At 57.6% G+C, this 19,188-nt stretch carries 15 protein-coding genes and 1 pseudogene; 4 read left to right on the top strand and 12 right to left on the bottom strand.

Features of this window, described 5'->3' with window-relative positions:
* Window positions 1–159: 159 nt before the first annotated feature.
* The gene (locus tag P0D89_RS43885) at window positions 160–1,569 is read right to left on the bottom strand and encodes an MEDS domain-containing protein (RefSeq protein ID WP_408370675.1); all 1,410 of its coding nucleotides are present in this window, start codon (window positions 1,567–1,569) and stop codon (window positions 160–162) included.
* A 1,253-nt stretch (window positions 1,570–2,822) separates the two neighbouring features.
* Between P0D89_RS43885 and P0D89_RS43880 the strand changes: the two genes are divergently transcribed.
* Together P0D89_RS43880 and P0D89_RS43875 are read left to right on the top strand one after the other, a co-directional pair.
* Entirely contained in the window at window positions 2,823–3,245 is a 423-nt protein-coding gene (locus P0D89_RS43880; protein WP_408370673.1) for an NUDIX domain-containing protein, read from the top strand.
* The gene (locus P0D89_RS43875; protein WP_408370671.1) at window positions 3,242–3,505 is read left to right on the top strand and encodes a hypothetical protein; all 264 of its coding nucleotides are present in this window, start codon (window positions 3,242–3,244) and stop codon (window positions 3,503–3,505) included. The genes P0D89_RS43880 and P0D89_RS43875 overlap by 4 nt, the downstream gene beginning before the upstream one ends.
* 224 nt (window positions 3,506–3,729) lie before the next feature.
* Here P0D89_RS43875 and P0D89_RS43870 read toward each other — a convergent pair whose 3' ends face one another.
* From P0D89_RS43870 to P0D89_RS43840, 7 genes are all read right to left on the bottom strand, one after another.
* Window positions 3,730–4,167, bottom strand: coding sequence for an SET domain-containing protein (locus P0D89_RS43870; RefSeq protein ID WP_408371252.1), 438 nt, complete (start codon window positions 4,165–4,167; stop codon window positions 3,730–3,732).
* A gap of 337 nt (window positions 4,168–4,504) precedes the next feature.
* Window positions 4,505–4,780, bottom strand: a complete 276-nt coding sequence (locus tag P0D89_RS43865; RefSeq protein ID WP_408371254.1) for an HU family DNA-binding protein — start codon at window positions 4,778–4,780, stop codon at window positions 4,505–4,507.
* Window positions 4,781–4,996: 216 nt separating this feature from the next.
* Entirely contained in the window at window positions 4,997–6,118 is a 1,122-nt protein-coding gene (locus P0D89_RS43860; protein ID WP_408378581.1) for an ATP-binding protein, read from the bottom strand.
* A gap of 866 nt (window positions 6,119–6,984) precedes the next feature.
* Window positions 6,985–7,191 (bottom strand): SHOCT domain-containing protein, encoded by a 207-nt coding sequence (locus P0D89_RS43855; protein WP_408378583.1) that lies wholly within the window; start codon window positions 7,189–7,191, stop codon window positions 6,985–6,987.
* 58 nt (window positions 7,192–7,249) lie between these two features.
* Window positions 7,250–7,747 (bottom strand): YajG family lipoprotein, encoded by a 498-nt coding sequence (locus tag P0D89_RS43850; protein ID WP_408369456.1) that lies wholly within the window; start codon window positions 7,745–7,747, stop codon window positions 7,250–7,252.
* A gap of 76 nt (window positions 7,748–7,823) precedes the next feature.
* The gene (locus tag P0D89_RS43845) at window positions 7,824–9,107 is read right to left on the bottom strand and encodes an IS4 family transposase (protein ID WP_408369458.1); all 1,284 of its coding nucleotides are present in this window, start codon (window positions 9,105–9,107) and stop codon (window positions 7,824–7,826) included.
* A gap of 826 nt (window positions 9,108–9,933) precedes the next feature.
* Window positions 9,934–11,214 (bottom strand): hypothetical protein, encoded by a 1,281-nt coding sequence (locus tag P0D89_RS43840; RefSeq protein ID WP_408369460.1) that lies wholly within the window; start codon window positions 11,212–11,214, stop codon window positions 9,934–9,936.
* 648 nt (window positions 11,215–11,862) lie between these two features.
* Here P0D89_RS43840 and P0D89_RS43835 point away from each other — a divergent pair.
* On the top strand, window positions 11,863–12,093 hold the full coding sequence (locus P0D89_RS43835) for a transposase (RefSeq protein WP_408369462.1): 231 nt from the start codon (window positions 11,863–11,865) through the stop codon (window positions 12,091–12,093).
* 361 nt (window positions 12,094–12,454) lie between these two features.
* Here P0D89_RS43835 and P0D89_RS43830 read toward each other — a convergent pair.
* The 3 genes and pseudogenes from P0D89_RS43830 to P0D89_RS43820 form a co-directional block, all read right to left on the bottom strand.
* Window positions 12,455–13,171 (bottom strand): annotated as a pseudogene (locus tag P0D89_RS43830) (IS6 family transposase).
* A 623-nt stretch (window positions 13,172–13,794) separates the two neighbouring features.
* On the bottom strand, window positions 13,795–15,045 hold the full coding sequence (locus P0D89_RS43825) for an IS110 family RNA-guided transposase (RefSeq protein WP_408369464.1): 1,251 nt from the start codon (window positions 15,043–15,045) through the stop codon (window positions 13,795–13,797).
* A 496-nt stretch (window positions 15,046–15,541) separates the two neighbouring features.
* A complete protein-coding gene (locus P0D89_RS43820; RefSeq protein WP_408378580.1) occupies window positions 15,542–16,669 on the bottom strand; it encodes an aminotransferase class V-fold PLP-dependent enzyme in 1,128 nt (375 codons plus the stop codon).
* Window positions 16,670–17,013: 344 nt separating this feature from the next.
* Between P0D89_RS43820 and P0D89_RS43815 the strand changes: the two genes are divergently transcribed.
* A complete protein-coding gene (locus P0D89_RS43815) occupies window positions 17,014–18,372 on the top strand; it encodes a hypothetical protein (protein WP_408378577.1) in 1,359 nt (452 codons plus the stop codon).
* Window positions 18,373–18,669: 297 nt separating this feature from the next.
* Here P0D89_RS43815 and P0D89_RS43810 read toward each other — a convergent pair whose 3' ends face one another.
* Entirely contained in the window at window positions 18,670–19,047 is a 378-nt protein-coding gene (locus tag P0D89_RS43810) for a lipocalin-like domain-containing protein (protein ID WP_408378575.1), read from the bottom strand.
* Window positions 19,048–19,188 lie beyond the last annotated feature (141 nt).

The following is a 19,188-nucleotide window of genomic DNA, read 5'->3' as shown; positions in this document are numbered from 1 at the left end:
CAGAAGCCTTAGCGTTCGAGCGCAACTGCACTTGCACGGCCTGAGTGGACAGCGGGCAGTCGCGCAACGGCCTGCGTAACCTTTGAGGTGCGTTATCCGGTGCCGCCGTCGGCCGGCGCGGCGCAAACCTCGCCGCAGACTTTTGCTTCGAGCGTGACCTTAGCTATCGGCGCTTACCGACACCTTCGCAAGCGGCAGGCGCACCACGAATTCCGAACCCGCGCCGGTGCCTTCGGAGAAGGCCTCGACAGTGCCGCCATGGTCCGCAACGATCTCACGGACCACCGACAACCCGAGCCCAAGACCATTGACACCCAGCGCACGACCTACGAGGCCGCGCGCATACGGCTTGAAGATCGCCGCGAGCTCGCGCGGCGCGATGCCGATGCCATTGTCGCGCACGCTGATATAGCAGTAGCGCCCAGCGCGAGCCGCCATCACCGTGACGGCATCCGTTGCCGTGGAATATTTGAGCGCGTTCACCATCACGTTGACGAACACCTGCGTCAGCTTGCCGAAGTCGCCCTGCACCAGGAGTGACGCATCGCTTTCCGTCAGTTGAATCGGCGCATGCCCGGGGACACCCGCTTCGGCCACCTGAATGCAATGCACGAGCAAATCGTCGACGTTGACGTGCGCCGGATGCGCCGTCCGCGTGTCCGCGGCGGGTTCCGGTGGTGCCTCGCCTTCAGGCTCCGGCGGGCTCGCACGCTGCGCATGGGCGGGCGCCATCAACTGCTGGGCCAACTGACCCAGCAGGTTTGCTTGCCGCGACAGCAGCAGCGCATACCGCGTGAGCTGATCGTCGTGGCCATACTGCGTATTCAGCAGACGGGCAAGCAGGCTGAGCGGCGTAATTGCATTGCGAATCTCATGGCCGATCATCGGCCCGATAGCTGGTTGTTGACTTTCCTCGCCGGTCGGCTCGCTGGCCGCGGAGACCTGCTGTCGCGCAACCGGTGCGGCCCGGCGGCCGACTTTCATGTTGGGCCGCTCCGCGGGTTCGGCAGGCGACGGCGCGACCGTCGCATCGTGCAGGCGTTCGATTTCCCGGGTCTGAGCGGCGCGCAACTGCTGCACGCAGTACGTGCATAAACCGATGATCGGACGCGCGGCGAGCTGCTGCTTCAGCGTCGCTTCATAGTCGACGAGAGCGGCCCAATCGGTGTTTTCGTTGCAGACTGCGTCGCCAGCGACCCGCAGCCCTTCGAAGCCGCGCCCCAGCGCGTCGTTGATCGCCGCCGACCACAAGCTCACTGTGGCGCCGCCGTTGAAGCCGGCTTTAGGCGGTGCATACAGCTGCGCGCCATCGAGAATCTGCAACTGGCCGGAGTCTACGTATTCAGTGAGTGCGGGCGCCGCCCGCGTGAGCATATGGCGAGCTTTTTCCGGTCCCAGCAACGCCGGCGCGACCCATACGCCGGCTTCGCGATTGGCGAGACCGGCGTGCAGGAATTCCGCCGTGGCACTGAGTAATTCGCCTCGTGATTCGTAGAAGTGACACAGATGGGTGCCCCAGGAGATGGGCCCAAGCGAGGAAAAACCGCTTTTACGAGTTCCGGCGGTCATCGTTTCCCTGAAAATACGTGGACCAAGAACCATCGCGCTAGTCGACGAAAGCGGTTGCGCGTTCGAAATGAATGTAACCGTACATGGCAGCCATATCCGGCAGTCCTGAACCGGAGGGCAGGAAGCGGAACAGCCGCCATCAATTGGTTATGCCGGAATCAACAGAAGAACAAAATAAGGGACGGGCATTTTTGGAAGAATAGTGGTTTCCCCTAGCCGCACCTTGGTGTTGAAAAAGTGCATTCGTAATACGCATGTAATGATGGCAACGGCCGGGTGTCGACCATTCACTTCGCTGGCCAGGTCCAGGAAATATCTCCCCGGTGCTGCCAGTCCACGCGACAACGAACCCCAAAGGAAATAGCCACTCGGGGTGGCATGAAACGCCGTACGCTTGGCATGCTGCGATGCATCCACTCGCTTGGATATGAGTCGCCCGCATCACATACTTGACCTCAAGGGAACGCCGTCGGATAGCTATCCCTGATCAGGAAATATCGCGCAGTGCCAGAAGAGCTTCTGCGTGCACAACGGCTGGCGAAACCTTAAATAGCCTTCAACCGAACCGGGTATGCGTATGCTTTTCATTCTCCTATTAGAACGTCTCGACCGCTGGCTGCGAAATGCCCACGGGACCCGCTGTGATGAATACCTCGCAGCTTCGAAGGATATTGCCGAGCTTGAGCGTCGGATGAAAGAGTGTGACGGTTAGCGCGGGCCGACGCCGGGCGCGAGCGATTCACGATAGCGGCGCCAATGCTCCGCTCTATGGCCGCCGCGAGGGCGACTCTTCTGAGGACAATGCGTTGTCGTTGCCATTTGCCACATTCGAGGCATGGGATTTCTGTGACAGATTGAATGGCGGGTTTGGCCAAGGATGCGACGTGCATCGTCGGTGGGTGAGCAGCCGATTACTATGCACACCCGAATGTCAGGCCCACGCCCGAGGCGAACGACGCTTCCTGGCCGCGTGCCGCCTGGTGCAATGCGCATCCACTTTCCCCGACCTTGCATGGCCGCAATCGGCAGCCGGACTCTGCCCTTTGGCGATCGGTGGCAGTCGACCCCGCTCCTGTTGCACAGAACGACTTCTCGCAGGTCTGGTTTCAGACCGATCTGCGACGGCCGTCGACGATGCGCGCCTGCACTGCGCGGCATTTAGACAACGCTTAAAATACCCGCGTCACCGGTGGGCGGCGTTGGATCAACGCTGGCCTGGGAAGGGCTCATACAAGCTAACGGGCAGGGAGAGGATGAAAGACAGGGCAAGCGTTCTGTGCGTTCGGGACGACCGTATTCTGCTGGTTGCCAGCGAAAGGTCGCGACGGGCGCTACCGGGCGGAAGAATTCGTCGGGACGAGGCGCCCCATGAAGCCGCGTTGCGGGAACTGGAAGAAGAGACCACGCTTGTCGCAGATGACCTAGCGTATCTTTTCCGGTTTGACGGCTTCAACACGCAGCACTATGTCTTCTTTGCTGAGGTGAGGCCTCACCTGACCGCACAGCCCAGCAACGAAATTGCGAAGTGCAGTTGGTTCGCGCCGGTCAAAATCGCGACGCTTTCCGCGAGTGTGCCTACGCGTGGCATCGTGGAGCTTTTCTTCCGGCACATCGGCGTTGTGAGGCCGGACGACGCCCGGCGGATGTCGGAGCAGGTGGACCTGGTGACCCCATGAGCCGCACTTATCACTATCACGGATTCGACATTGAGGTGGCCGTCGAGACTGACTTTAGCTGGAAGGCCGGACGCAGTGGGACAACCAGCGTCGGATTTGTGGCGGTCGTGAGGATCAGCAAGGCCGGTGCCTCTGTCGCCGTGTTCTCGCCGCTGCGTTTTGGCGAGTCCCAAGGCAAGCCATTTCTCAGTGAAGCCGATGCGCTCATGGGCGGCTACAGTGCGGGACGACGTATTGTCGATGACTTGTTCAATTCGTAACCCTGTGCCCTGATGCCCATGCCGCGCAGGAAACCTGGCAGTCGTCCATCGGATTCTCGACCGCTCTAAATGGCTGCCATGGCGCCATGATCGGCCATTCGGTGGCGCCGGACGACGGTCTCTTCGTGGCCGGACTCTGCCGTACGACATTCCTCACATGAGCGATCTGGCGCGTGACTGTACTGACAAACAAGCGACTTGGTCGGGTATCACCGCGCCCGCAGTCACTTCGATAGCATGGTGCCTCGACAGCCGGCCGCATGACAGCTGCACGAGTAGGTTCGTCTGACCGCAGCGGTTCGGCGGCCTTCGACTTGCAGTTGATAATCGATGAAAAGCTCCGTCCCTTTCGCCACGGGACGGATCGTCCGGATGAACACCCGTTCGCCGTCCCGTTCGGCCTCGCAGTTCGGCGCACAGCTATGGTTGAGCCATCGTGCAGAATTCCCACCTTGAGCGCCATCAATCACACGACCGTCATCAAGGTCGAAGAAAAAGGTATGGCCATCCTCGGCGCCGGACCGCGCGTAAGCGCGTTGTGCCGCCCTCCACGAAACGAGCTGCCCTTTGTATTCGAGAATCAGCATCCCGGCCTGGATATCGGCAAGCGCGAACACGCCGCGACCATGTACGGCAGAATTGCGAACGACGATACGACGCATGACTGTATAGGGTGAGTGAGGATGACTGAAGGAATAGCTTCACGGACGGGCGCCACCCCATTATGATGGTAGCGTCATAACGAAGTGGCGCCCATGGCCGATTCTCCAACCCAGGCAAAGAAGCGCAAGCCCACGCCCGGTGCACTTGCCCGATACCAGGATCGTATTGTTGAAGTCCTCGGAGAAGTGAGGGGTCAACGTGTGATGATCCGCTCGATCCATGCAGACGGGCGTCGAACGCCGCACTGCGGTGAAGTGGATCAACCTGCTGCCACTGAATAGCCAGCTGTTCTAGCCGACCGGCAGTGGCTTCGTCCGTGAAAGCCCCTGACCGAGCCTATTGATTGACTGCATCCTTGAAGGCTTTGCCGGCGGTGAATTTCACCGTCTTCGCCGCAGGGATCTGGATTTCTGCCCCCGTCGCCGGGTTGCGACCCACGCGGGCAGCCCGGGCTCCGGTGGAAAATGACCCGAAGCCGATCAATTGGACGGTGTCCCCTTTCGTAACGGCCGTCGTGATTGCGCCGATCACCGCATCGATCGCCTCGCCCGTCGCAGCCTTACTCTCGCCTGTCGCTGCGGCGACCGCGTCCACCAGTTCCTGTTTGTTCATTGCTGATCCGTCGTTGGAGTCGTGAAGCCCCACACTACCTTATTGCTGGGCGCTCACGCAATGGTCAACGGCCTCCCCGTTTGCTTTCGGCTCGGCCATCCGTCGCAAGTCGACCCAAACCGGCCGGTGGCGATCAGGCAAAGCGGCCGTTGAGCGTGATGCCTGGACTCGTAAAGACGTATCTCAGATCTCCGCCTCATCGCACCAATCAGCGAGCTACCTGCGACGTGGTAGGTGCACAGCGAACACGGTTTCTGCCTCATCGGACCGCGCTTCGATGTCGCCCCCATGTGCCTTGGCAATCTCGCGCGCGATGTATAGTCCGAGTCCGAGGCTGCTGCCGGCGTCGTGCCCGGTATCATGATTCGGGCCACGTTTGAGCGGTTCAAAGATCTGCTTCAGCGCCATTGGCTCGATCGCGGGGCCACTGTTCCTGACCTCGAAGTTAAGTTCCACTTCTTTGCCCGCCAGGAGCACTCGCACGGGCGCGTCTGACGCCCCGTACTTCAGTGCATTCAGCACGAGATTGCCGAGCAACTGCTGCAGCCTTCTGCCGTCCCAAAAACCCTGAACGTCGCCCACCACCTCGAGATCGATCTGACGGTCCGGGTGTGCGGCCCGCAACTGGTTCAGTTCATCGGCAAGAAGGCTTGCCAGGTCGACATGGATCGGAGCGATAGTGATGCCCAGACCCAGGTTGGTTCGATTGAAGTCAAGCATGTCGTCCAGTAGCGCGTGCATGCGAGCGCCGCTGCTGATCAAACGGGACGCGGCTTCGGACACTTTCTCACCGGCGTTCAGCGCCGCGAGATACGACGCTGTTATCTGGATGGTCTGGAGCGGACTGCGCATGTCGTGCCCAAGCATTCCCAGCAACAGATTGCGTGCCTGCTCAACGTGAGCACTGAAGAACCCAACCGATTCGGCGATTGCCTGGTCGATGGCCTCGTTGAAGCGGATGATGTCGTTCAGATGGGGGGCGTCGGGCTGACACTCATCCATCCACAGGCGAAGTACGCTGGCGCGCAGCGCACGGTACTCGGCGGCCATCTGGTTTATGTTGAAGCCGCCCCGCGCGCGCAGCAGGGCGTGCGTTTGCGCCGCTGTTTCCGGGGCATCAATGAGTTTAGGGGCTCGCCCTTTTGATTTTTCGGCTTGAGCTTCCCTGGTCTGTGATGTCCTCAAGTCCTTCGCCACTGCCTCGAGAATCACTTGCGCGTGGTCGCGCAGCGCCAGCGATTGCATGTCCGCGGCGGCTGGCAACAGGGTGGCGGCAAACGCCTCCCATTGCACCAGGATCGCTTCCATGTCACGCACGATGAAGTCAGCCAATCGCATGTCAGTCCCCCGGAAGAACGGATGAAAGCCCGAAAGAGGTAATTTTTCCGCACCTATACTACGGCAAATGGTTGACGTGACTCTATCGGGTCAACCGCCAGTGGTTCTTGCAGTGACGGCGTCCCCGCCCCCCGGTGGTGGCGAGGGGAACGCCTCCTAGCGCCGAATACAACGTTGACCGGCTGCTCTCCGATGTCGTGGTCGATCCGCCGGTATTGGCCGAGAGCAGGTATCGAAAATCTGCCCGGGAGCCCCGTTCGCCGCGAGAAATGGCCACTCGGTTCCCGTTTGTCGTAGAAGAGTGGAATGCCACGGGTGGCCGGGCGTTACTCTGGCTGCTATGTCCGCGCCACTGTGTCGGGCGATTTTTTTCCGACCATACGCTGGCGAGTGATGCGCACCTTCACACCTGCGGTACAGGCACCCGTGGGTTTGATCATTGTGCCCCTATTCGCGCCAGCATGGCATGGACAGGGACCGCATCGCCGTTGACGCAGATTGTCAACGATTCACCCGCCGGCGTTGAATGACTCAAATTGGCCGGTCTCTGCCTGACGCGACCGGCCGTGCACGACCCGCTAGGGACGGTTGCTATTCTCCGAAGCAGTCGTTCATCGGGACGCGACCAAGGTTAACTATGTCGCGTTATGTGGGTCGAAATTATATTTCCGGCAAAGCCGATCGGCGAGCATCCGTTTCCCTCCCACTGCACGGACATCAATATGCGGCGCCCGTCCTTCCCGGTGTTTAACGAAGCACTCTTCGACAATTCGCTGTCACTGCCAGTGGCCAACGGCCGCCCCGCAACCGCGGCGCCGCCAAATTGTTTTTTTACGTTACTTCTAGCCGCGAAACGTCGGCCTCGTTCAAAAGCGACTCAGGATTTCCTTCTTTTTCTGATCGTAGTCAGCCTGAGTAATCAACCCTTTCTGGAGCAATCCTTTAAGTTTGTCGAGCCGTGCGGTGGCGTCATCCCGTGCGTCCTTCGCATCGCTGGGTACGACCGGCGAAGCAGAGGAAGTGGGCACGGAAACAGTGGAAACGTTCCTTTGTTCCAACAATGCGTGTTGCATTTTATTCAACGCATCTTCCATAGCCCGACGGCCCGCTATCCCGAAGTCACCTTTAAAGTCAGAGAAACCAGCTGCCTGACCGTTTCCAACCACCTCTCGGGTTGGCCAAGACCTTTCCGTTCGTGTCCCACACAACCGTTGTCATATCAACAGTAAAATTGGTAGGCGGCCAGGTGAAAAAGCCTGTCGGTCCTGAGTTCGTGATCACCTCCGGAGTCACGGTAATACTGATGCCGTTTCTCGACAAACTTTCAGCGCTATCCGATGATGTCACCGTGACGACGCTTTCAAAAACGTTGGACAGCATTTTTTCGTATCCGGCCTCCATATCCCTGTAAGGAAAATATCGAACGTTATTTCCCGCTCCTCCAGGCGTTATCACTTCCAGACTACTGAGAGTGGCGGGCATCACCATGCCGACGGTAGCGCTAATCTTCGGTGGATCGCTTGGTGTCCGGTATATGTTTGCCGTGTTTGGAGCAATCTGTATCGGATGCGCGCAACCCGACAGGGCGAAAACTGCAATGACAAAAGCGACGTCTCTGATTTTTTTCATTGATTCCCCGAATTTTGTTCGCAACAGCCGGTCGGCGGCGCACGCCAATCCACCCAAGTTAAGAAATGGAGATCTTTCAACAAGGTTTTTGCGTCATGAATTTGTGGGGTTTCGGGCGGGGTTTGCGTTGCTTTGAGATTCCTGGTCGATGACGGAACGTATGGCGTGCGATGACGGCCAAGGCGTCCGCGAGTAAGGTCGCCGCGGCGATGCCGAGCAACAGGGATGGCAGTAGAGGCTTGAGCACGGAATGCACGTAAGCGCGGTTGATGCGTCGATCGGGCGGCACTTCATGGCAGGCGTGGGCCGTCAAGGTGGTCAAGGCCTGCAGGTTGTCGCAGAGCACCCTGGCGGCGAGATCTTGTACAACAGCGCGTTGCGAGAGTCCCGAAACATGCTCGAGGTTTAACCTATGCTTGAGGCGCTTGAACGCTTCTTCTATTCGCCAGCGCTGATGGTAGAGATCGCCAAATTGACTGGCCGGATAGCGCGCGCTGTCGAGTAAATTGGTCATCAGGACCCGCACCTTGCCGGTGGAGGCCACGTGACGCACCAGGCGCACTGTTAGCGCCATGGCAGGACATTCGTAATCGACTGCGTCGCGATGATCCGGGGCGCGCAGGGTGACGATTTGCTCGTCCAGTCCGGAGCGGAGAAACTGACGTACGCAGGCAAAGCCGCCATTGCCGGATTGCTCGACGCGCATGCAAAAAGGGATGCCGCGCTGATTCAGGACGGCAGGCAGCCACCGGCAGGGATAGCCCCGATCGAGCAACAGGAGATCGTCGCTGGAGAGACGATCCAGATGCTCGAACAGCATTTGACGCTCGTTCTCATGCACGCCATGCAGGGAGGCGGCCAGCATCAGTTCAGCGCCAGGCAGGAAGAGTCCGAACACAAGCTGGTCGGGCAGCGCGGCACGCTTGACGTGGCTGGCGCGCAGGCCGAAACGGACGGTGGAGGCATCGGCGGCGACCAGCCTCAAGCCGTTCCAGCGCGGCACATAACCATGGCGCGCGGCTTGCTCGAGCAGCCTGTCATTGAGCGCCGGAATGGCGGTCGTGGAGAGTTTGGCGCGCGCTTGCGCGAACGCTTGCCCAGATACCTTGCGTAGCAATTGTGCCTGTTGCTGCAGATGTCCGAAGAACTCGTCCAGTTCGGTCTGGACGCTCTTGCGCATGCCGGTGAGCATCAATGCGATCAGTGCCGGTAAGGGCAATTTGCGACGACGTTGGAACGCCGTGGGATGCTCGGGATCGCGGGCAAGCTGGCGAAACTGGTCAGTCTGTATATGGGCTGCGAGATCGGCAAGCAGAGTGGAAAGAGACATGGGGCCAACGAAGATCAAAAAGATCCTCATTGGCCGCCGCTACTGGCGTCTAGAAAGACGCCAGTAGCGGCGGCCCCGCGAAGTCAGCTTCACGTCAAGTGTTTTTTTAACTTGATTGAGTTCCGGCGCGGCAAACGCGCTTAACTTGGGTGGATTGCGGCGCACGCCCCTGCGCGGCTGGACGAAGTCCTAAATGAAGGGCTTACGGCGAAGGGGCCGCCAGGCGACGCGCAATCATATACCTAGCGGTTGTCGACAATATATAACCGGGGCAGTATTCATCATAAACTTTTGCTTCACAGTGGGCCGTGGTTTGTATTTAAGATCAGTTCGCACAAGAGCATGGTCCGAACAAATTCGGATTTCGAAGATGAGCGAATCGACGATTGGCCATATGTTACGGTGATTATAAATAACGACCCGGCGCATCAGTTTATCGGAGTGGCTCCTATAACGTCAAGGCCTTCACTTCGACCGCCACAGTAGTGAAAATCATTGAACGTTTCATCGCACGAGCGCTTCATGTTTTTGGATTATGCATTGAAATTCGAGAGCAGTTTTAAAAGAAGCAATTTTGGGGGTTAATGGAACAATTTCATGACACGTAGCGCGGCGAGCACCAATACTTGTCAGCAAGTATCGGTGCTCGCTTGAAAAACCAATTAGGCTGCGGAAGATGCGCGGTGTAGCAAGCTCACCCCTGAAGAGCTAGGTTGACTGTCCACAACGTAAGACAGGCTTCCAGTCCACCTGAGCGCTGATTCAGGACCAATGTTGCGCAAACATACGGCGCAATACACCACCGCTATTTCGCCGCGACAATACATTTCACTTTACCGCGATGGAGCCACTGCTCTTAACTGGTAAATTTCAGGGTATCCCCCCAGTTGCCCACCTCCCATGTTCCATTGTAGCCGCTAAAACCTTTATCCGTTTTGGAAGCCACGCCGGAACTTTGATTTGGGTTGTCAGCTGTACCCGCGATATTTGAGATGCGAACGCCAAACTGAGTGATCGAACCATACTGGGCTATTTGGGCATGCATCTGGTTCACATCGATTTGAGCGGTTTTTCCAGTGCTTGGAGCGGGTGCACCTATCGCAGCCCTATATTGCTGGGCTGCAGTTTTAATGCCATTGAAATAAGACTTGTAGCTTGTTTTGATGGTTGTGTTCAGCTCGTCGCACATTTTCTTGCATTGCTCGACGACATCCACAATATCGATAATATTCAGAACAACATCAACCACGGACATCACAATGGCGACGCCAGCTGCAAATTTGCCCACCGCATCCATTGCTTCAAAGGCATTCGTATCAACCTCTTCAACTGGTAGGCCTGCCTCTTCGGCCTGTGCCTTAATTGTGGCATTTGCGATTTTGAGCTTGTAAAACATGATCGCGATTGACATGCTCGTAACAATGGTCAACCCAAATTTGGCATTCGGAGGCAATGTCAACCCAGCGAGGACATTCATGAATTGTTTGACATCCGCGTCAGATTTGGCGCTGAAGTTCAATTTGTCCAGGGCGTCATATACTTTATTGATCTCGTCGCTGTTGTAGACGATTCTCGCGGACTCTGCGTATTGACGGAAGGTCGCAGCATCTAGCTTTCCGTTTCTTTGTACCTCTGCCATGAACTGCATCAAATTAGCGCGACAAGTGCTGGTATCAAGCCCCTTTGGCGCTTTACTTACTATTAAATTGTTATTTTCTTTGTACTTACCGACGTAATCTGCAACATTTTGGCCTATTCTAGATGAGATGTCCGCATCCGCCGTTGTTAATTTTTCATTCAACTCTTTTGATTTTGAGGAGATGACAGCTTTCTCAATTTGCTCTGCAGCCTCAAGCGCCACGAAGGCAGCCATACCAAGCCCAAAAGACCAAATTGATGCTACTGCTGCAGCGTCAGCAGCCATTTGAGTAGCGTCTGCAGCAATAGTACGGTCTCTAACCTCACACGCTAAATCATTAATGGCGTTGAATACCGAATCAACTGCCGAGTCAGATTCAAAATCATTAAGATTGAGGAACAGATTTTGCTCGGAAATCAATTTGTCAATATTCTCATCACTTTCGGTGTCCCACGTCGACATGTAGTTCAGATAAGTGATCAAATCCGTGCTAGCCATAACGTAACCTCTGCAAATTAATTTTATTCAAAAATATTATTTAATGCTTTGCGCAAAGAATTCATTGCATAGAAGTCACCTCCCATCATGTCATGTGGCGAAGTTATCGACATGTTTAACATGTAGAAGCCGTCTACCAAGGAGAGTAGCCGGCGGAAGCCCTTGGGCGTCTGTGTCGATCGACTATTAGGGTCATGTAACCGCCATGCCAATCAGAAAGAGTGCCGTACACGCGGCGAGCACGATAGGCTCCGGATCGACGGTACGGACTGAGCGTGCGTGATCTGCGTGGAATCGAGTAGCGCGGACAGACGCTTGTGCCAATAGTCGAACGAAACGCCGGGGGCTTGACGCCAGCGCCAACGACGGCGCCATCATGCGCATGACGTGAGCGATCTCTTCATCGATGAATTTCATGTCCGCCCCGAGCGCATTGGTCCCTGATGGTCGATTCGTGGGTGATATCTGGTATCGACCGCACGTGCCGCCACTCTAGCTGGCTGGAGGAGAAAATATAGCTATCACATCGGATAGGACGGATTTCCAGGCTTTCGGACAGCTTGTTATGGTCTTCTTGATACTGTCATTGACCTGCTCCCCGCGTTTGGTGCGGTGACGGTGTAGAGTCCGTTCCAAAGGGGAGCGGCAATGAAGAAACGATTCAACGAAGAACAAATCATCGGCATCTTGAAGAAAGCCGAGACTCGCCTGAAGCCGGCAGACCTGTGCCGCAAGTACGGCATCTCGGTGGCCACGTATTACAACTGGAAGGCGAAGTTCAGCGGCATGACCGTTTCGGACGCGCAGCGTCTGAAGAAGCTGGAGCAGGAGAACAGCAAGCAAGCGCCTGCTCGCCGAGTCGATGCTCGACAACTCTGACCTGAAGGACCTACTGTCCCGAAAGTAGCAAGCCCGCAAGCCAAACGCGAGGCGGTCCGGCTATTGATGACCGAGCGCGCAATGCGTATCCCCCGGGCTTGCGGGCTGGTCGGAATTTTCGCGGTCGTTGTTCCGTTATAAGTCGCGTCGAATTGGCGGCGACGAGGCACTGACAGGCCAGATGTTGGCTATCGCAGCGCAGAAGCGCCGCTACGGTTATCGCCGCATTCACGCTGGCGGCTGTACAGCAAGGCTGCACCGAGCGTGCGCAAAAGGAAGCGAAAACGCATCGCTACTGTCGAGCGGGTTGTGTCGCGATAAGTTCAGCAACGCAAGAAAGTTCCGCGATGACAAGGAGTCCTTATGCCACCAACGAATAGAATTGATCGGCAGCGGTTCGGGTAACGCCGTCGTCCTTCATCTGACCTTTCCTGATCATGTGCATTGTCTCAATGCCTGACAGGATGATGCGAGCACACCGGAAATCCTTGAAGCCCATCATTGGCCTGATTCGGCGTTTGATGGCCCGATGATCCTGTTCGACGATGTTGTTCAAATACTTGACCTGCCGGACCTTGATGGGCGTTTTCCGTTCAACGTTGATGGCCTGAAGGGCGGCCAGGTTGGCACCGCTTTTATCCATGGTCACGGTCTCAGGCGCGCCGTTCCGATCGATGGCTTTCTCGAAGTAGCGGCGCGCGGCAGTCTTGTCGCGATGCGCCCGCAACAGGAAATCCACCGTATTACCGGCCTTGTCCACTGCGCGATACAAGTACTTCCACTGGCCACGCACCTTGCCGTAGGTTTCATCCATCCTCCAGCTCTTGCCGGCCGGGCGTTTGTACCTGCGAAAGGCCTTCTCGAACAATGGCACCAGTTTGCTCACCCAGCGATGCACGCTGGAATGGTTAACCTCAAAACCGCGCTCAGCCATCATCTCTTCGAGATTGCGAAGGCTTAGCGAGTAGGCCACTTACCACCGCACACACAGCAGGATCACGTCCAGCGGATAGTGCAGGCGCTTGAGTACCTTCGCTACGCCGGCAGGCAGGGCTGTTCTCGCAGTCGCCTTCTTCATATCACGCTTCACTTCAGGAAAATGTCCGCCTGAATTTTACTCCTGCATCCTTAGCGCGACACAACCCACGATCGCTATGGCATCTCGACCAACGTCATGGCAGATACCATCAAGGGCTGGCTTGAATGAGCCCACGGTGTCATCCAGACGCTGCAGCACGGCGGACATCGCTCCGCCTGCGTATGAAATGAGTCGTCCGCTAGCTTGAGCGGGAACGGTGTGTCAGTTCCGTCGACGCACCGCTACCGAAAAAAGCAGAACGCCGACATTTGTTAAGCAAAGCCTGCACGACTGAAGAAGAGGTTTGACCGGCCGCTTGCTGCCTGTCTTCGGCCCCTCAGAATGAGCGAGTGACTGGCAGCAACATGCCCTGAGGCGGTCCGTCAAGTTTTTTTGTTTCTTCGATGCTTCTGCGCTCCTCCTGTCGGTCACAAGTGGCCCTCTTGCCTGATCATCCCGCGCCCGCCCGTGGACAACGACGCTGCCCACAGCGCAAAGCCGTGGACAGCCGCCTGACGGCGGTTCCGTCGTTGCCCACCGGCTCCCCGCGAGCTTCGCCTTCGGCCTGACGCGCCGCTGCGCGGCTTGCCCCAATCAGATAAAAGAGCAAGATCCGCCCACTCTTATCCGTCGGACAGACTCAGCTTGCCGAGAAGCGGCGAGCCGCGTCTTTTCAACGCGTTCAGATAGACGCTTTCATCGTAGCGTTTTCCAGTCTGCCAACACCGGTAAAGGATGCGTATCCATTTGAATGCCAGCGCCCGCACCGCAGCCTGGTGGGAACTGCCTTTGGCACGCTGCTGCCGATAGTAGACGCCGGCCCAGAACGATTTGTTGATCGTCTGGGCGGCCCATTCGACAAAAGTCTGGCGCAGGAAAGTTGGACATTGCCAACGCCAATGCACCCAGCTTTTCTTGCCGCTGCGCTCGGTGACCGGTGCGATGCCGGTGTACTGCTGCACTTCAACCGCGCTGCGAAAGCGCCCGCGTTGCTCGCCGAATGCCGCGAGCAGGCGTGGTGCCAGATGCGGGCCCGCGCCGGGAAGCGAGTCAAACAGCGCGAAATCGGGTAGCGTGCGCACGAGTGCTGCGATCTCTTGATCGAACACGTCGATCACCGCGAGTGTCGTGCGCAGCTGGGCCACTAACGTTACCGCGTGCAGCCGGTAGGGCGTGACGATGCCGGGATCCTCGGTTAGCGCCACCGCGCTGCGAATCGATTTGAGACGCTGGTCAATCAGCGTGGCGCGACGACAGTTGTGTGCGCGGAAGAACCCGTCAAGCGTCTTGCTGCCGGCCCGCTTGACTGCCGATAGCGTCGGCCATCGGGACAGGAAGTCACAGAAGAGCATCGTGTCAATGTCCACGAACCAGTCGAGCGTCTGGGGAAAATATTCTTTGAGCGCGCTGCGCAAGCGATTGGTGAAGCGGTTCCTGTCGTCGACCAACTGCCGGCGCTGTTCGATCAGAACGGTCAACGATCGCATACCGACGCTCTGCGGTTTGAGCGGCGCAAACCGCTCGGGGTGACGCAGCAGCAGGTCCAGCGCCAGCTCCGCGTCTGAGGGATCGTCCTTGGCACGACTCGGCTTGAAGGCCAGGCGGTATTTGGCAAGCGTCGAAGGGTTGATGGGAAACAGCGTGAAGAAATCATACTTCTGCAACGCGGAGACGATCGGGCCTTTCGCCAGTTCTAGCGCAACGGCGATCGGGCCGCCGAAGCGCTGATCCAACGCTCTGGCCCATTCGTCGATGCACTCGACCCGATGAGGGAGGCAGCCGAATTCAACCGTATCCTCACCACCTGCCTGCAGGCAGAAGTCGTGCTTCCTATCCGCCCAATCGATACCGACGTAGGCGGCAAACTGCTGCATCAATTGCGGTGCCATCTGAACCTCCGCAAGTGGTAGATTAGCCACAAGGGGCATGCATGCTTGCGGTCAGCGAAATCATTATAGTGAGCCGGTGCCACGGCGAACCCTGAGAATTCGTTATCGAGCGCAAGCACACCCGCGGGCTCGAAGATATTGCCGTAATCGTCCAAGTAATTGGGTCGAGTTATTCGTAGCCTGCGGGTGCATGTCCTGCCTTCACTGGCAGCAAGCTGCCAGTCCGACAGTGTGTATCGATCAAAGGCGGGACGGATTACCTATAACGGGTCGGGAGTGTGAGTTCGCCGGTGGCGAAAGCTGCCGTTCGGCTGCTTGCGACCGTCACGGTCGGGAATCCGTCAATTGCTGACGTAGAACCTGCGCCGCCGCAACGGCCGCAACGGCCGAATCGTGCGCATAGCTTGTCCGGCAGGTTTCGGAGTCCTGCCGCCGAAGCGGTTGCGAGGACGAGCAATACGCACATGCTACGGAAAACGCTCTAAAGAATACTGTCCAGCGCCTTCGCGAGCCGAGCCACCGTGCCTTCGACGTCACGCAGTTTGTCCAAGCCAAATAATCCGATGCGGTAGGTCTTGAAATCTTCAGGCTCGTCGCATTGAAGGGGAACGCCGGGCGCGATCTGCAAGCCAGCATCAGCGAACTTCTTGCCGGATCGTATTCCGTCGTCATCCGTGTAGCTGACCACGACGCCCGGAGCCTCAAAACCTTCGGCTGCCACGCTTTTGAAACCTTTGTGAGCCAGGAGTGAGCGAATGCGCTTGCCGAGTTCAAGCTGCTCCGCTCTCACTTTGTCGAAGCCGTATGCCTCGGTCTCCTTCATGACGTCACGCAGCGTCGCGAGACCGTCCGTGGGCATCGTGGCGTGGTACGCGAACCCACCGTTCTCGTAGGCTTCCATGATCTGCAGCCATTTGCGGAGATCGCAAGCGAAACTAGTGCTAGTTGTTACGTCAATTCTTTCGCGGGCGAGCGGGCTAAGCATGACCAGCCCGCAGCAAGGTGACGCGCTCCACCCCTTTTGCGGCGCGCTGATCAGAACGTCGACGCCGCTCGCCTGCATGTCGACCCAGACCGTGCCGGAAGCAATGCAATCCAGTACAAACATGCCGCCGACGGCATGCACAGCGTCGGCCACTGCGCGCAAATAAGCGTCCGGCAGCATCATTCCGGATGCGGTTTCGACATGCGGTGCAAAGACCAGATCCGGCTTGTTGTCCCTGATCGCAGCGACCACGTCTTCGATCGGCGGCGGTGCATAGGCAGCCTGTCTTCCTTGTTCGACCGGACGCGCCTTCAACACGATCGATTCAGACGGAATGCCGCCCATGTCGAAAATCTGCGACCAGCGGAAACTGAACCAGCCATTGCGGATGACCAGACACTTCCTGTTCGTTGCGAACTGCCGGGCAACGGCTTCCATGCCGAAAGTGCCGCTGCCCGGGACGATAACGGCCGACTTCGCGTTGTAGACTTTTTTCAGTGAATCGGAAATATCGCGCATGATTCCTTGAAAAAGCCGCGACATATGATTGATTGATCGGTCGGTGTAAACGACTGAATATTCGAGGAGTCCCTCGCGGTCGACATCGGGAAGTAAACCTGGCACGTTCGCCTCCGGTTATAGACGAATATAAGGATCGAAAACAGATTCTAACGAAAGCCACCTGCGGCTGAAGCAAAAAGCATCTTGGCATTGTTGCAGCTGTCGTCGGCACGGGCCGATGACTTGCCCTTGATCGACTGTAAGCAATGCCATTGCACTCCACTGCCCGCCTCGGCGCGCACATCAGCAAGGTGGCCTTCGTTGACCTCTCGATCTTGCCGCCGAGGTCACCGGGACCAAGGAAGTCCGCCCGAACAACTCATGGATGATGGTGAGCCCGACTCTAGCATCTCCTCCCTTATAATCTCCGCATTGATAGTGATTTCACCGGCGGAGAGTCCCACTTTATGAGTCAGCCACATGGGCGATATTCGGGATCTCGCGACAAGGGCCAGCGTCAATCGCGCCAACCTTCGAAAACGACATCCCACCGACAGAACAAGCCATACGTAAAAACGCCACCGGCGCGAGACCCGGCCCAGACGGCATCCATTTTCAAAACGCGTTCGTTTAAGTGGCTGGTTGACGCGGTGGGCGCGGAGAACATCGCACTGGGACTCGATTCCAGCCTGACGCGCGTGGCCGAGCTGATCAACGGCGAGAGATTCACACCCGAGACGGCCTTTCACATCGAAACGACGCTCGGGCTACCCGATGGGTTTTTCGATCAACCCAATCCCGCCCTCACATCCGAGACCATCAGTCGTCTGAAGGCGCCGCTCGAGTTTATCCACGTGAATACTGAACTGGAATCCGCGTACGGGCAGGTAGTGGAGACGGCTCCTGCCACCCAGACGAATCACCCCCCTACCCTCATAGACCGTTTGCCCAGGAAATCAGAGATGTCAAAGAAAACCAGTGGCGGCTCGTCACAGGCCGCCGCGAAGAGTAATCCTGCGGGGGCAAAATCTGGTGCGACGCCCTCGTCAAAATCGGCATCGGCGAAAGCTAAAGCGTCTCCAAAGTCGGGGGCTCAGCAATCCCTGCCGCTGAACGACGTGGCAGCGCTGGAAAACATCCGTCGCGCCAACCTGCATGTGCTTACCCACCGCAAAGGTTCCAAGGTGCGACTCAGCGCAGTAGTGAAAATCAGCGCCTCCAACCTGGACAATCGTCTGTATGGACAGAAGCGTCTGGACGACGCCGAAGCCAACCGTTTCACCGAACATCTTGGGTTGCCAACTGCCTGGCTGGACGTTCCGCGTCGGGTGACGGACATTCCTGAGTCGGTGTCGGCTCTGCTCGATCCGCAATCGGATCGACCTGCATCCGATCAGCAGGAATTGTCAGCAGCGGTAAAGCCGGAAGCGGCGGTGACAAGAAAGCCCGCGGGTAAGAAGGCGAAAACAACGGGCGACCGACACGCCCAGCCATCTGAGGCGGATCACGCCAACGGCACGGCCGTGACGAAGGCGGCCGTGGAGCAACAGGATCCAGTATTCCCGCCTGCCTCCGATCTGGCGATCCGGCAAACCGTTGACAATGATGTCCCTTCGTCTGTTTCTCACCAGCAGCCTGCGTCGGCTTCCGTCACAGAGGTCATCGCGGAGACACGCCGTTCTGCTCCCGTCACGAGCCTGGACGATCTGATAGGTATTGAACCGATCGCAGAGGCGTTGATCAAGACGCTCGCGGGAAAAGCACGAACTGGACGTCTGGACGAAATGAAAGCGCTGGAACTACTGCGACAGATCGTGGCGCTCTAACCTGAATCGACAGTTCACCGGCACTCCGCAGCAGCCGGGCTGCCTGCGGAACCGCGCGTTGACAGTTGCAGGCGACTCTCTCCGGGTCCTTTTTTCGCCTGTCGGCAATAATCGTCCGAATCTTGCCAGTTATGGCAGTTTGCGTTGGAATTTCCGGCAGATGAACGGCTTGCGCGGTTTGCAATTGGGCGACGTTCAAGGAGCGGTAGGCCCCTATTGCGTAAGCCTCTGAGTGCTGTCGTCGCCAGCTCCGGCATGACAAATACGAATACTCGGATTGCTTGCGCAGATTCCCGATCAAAGCGTGGCCAGGAACGTACGTCCCGCACCAATACCGACACAGCAGCGAGGCGGCAAGCGGCGTTCGCACCTTCTACCCAACCTTTTCCAGATCAGAACAGCCGAGGATTTCTTGCCCGTCACCGGGTTCTTCGACGGCAGCGTCCTGATGAATAACGAGTTGCCGTGGATGTCGAACTGACGTACGTGGGTCGTGCCTGTCCAGGATTGATTCCACGATGCATCTATATGGTGGCTAACTTTGTCGCCGTCGATACTGTACGTCCCCGCGTATGCAATGAGCCCACTGTAGAGATCGACGCGCTCCGCATCGGTTGGAACGAGATCGTCGAGCGCTTTTCGTCCTTCTTTCAGCAAAATGGCTGGGAGCGACAATGATTTCGTCCGGCGCATTGACTCAGGTTTTTTGCTACCAAGTAGAGGCTGTTGCCTCATGTAATTTGCTACCCGTCAGAATGTTGGCGAGGGCTAGGATTGTGGCGCGTTTGGGCTCCATGCTTCCGTGTCTCGTAATGC

This window comes from Paraburkholderia sp. RL18-085-BIA-A, from assembly GCF_046027075.1.
Taxonomy (GTDB): domain Bacteria; phylum Pseudomonadota; class Gammaproteobacteria; order Burkholderiales; family Burkholderiaceae; genus Paraburkholderia.
This window is presented reverse-complemented; position numbering and strand designations above follow the sequence as displayed.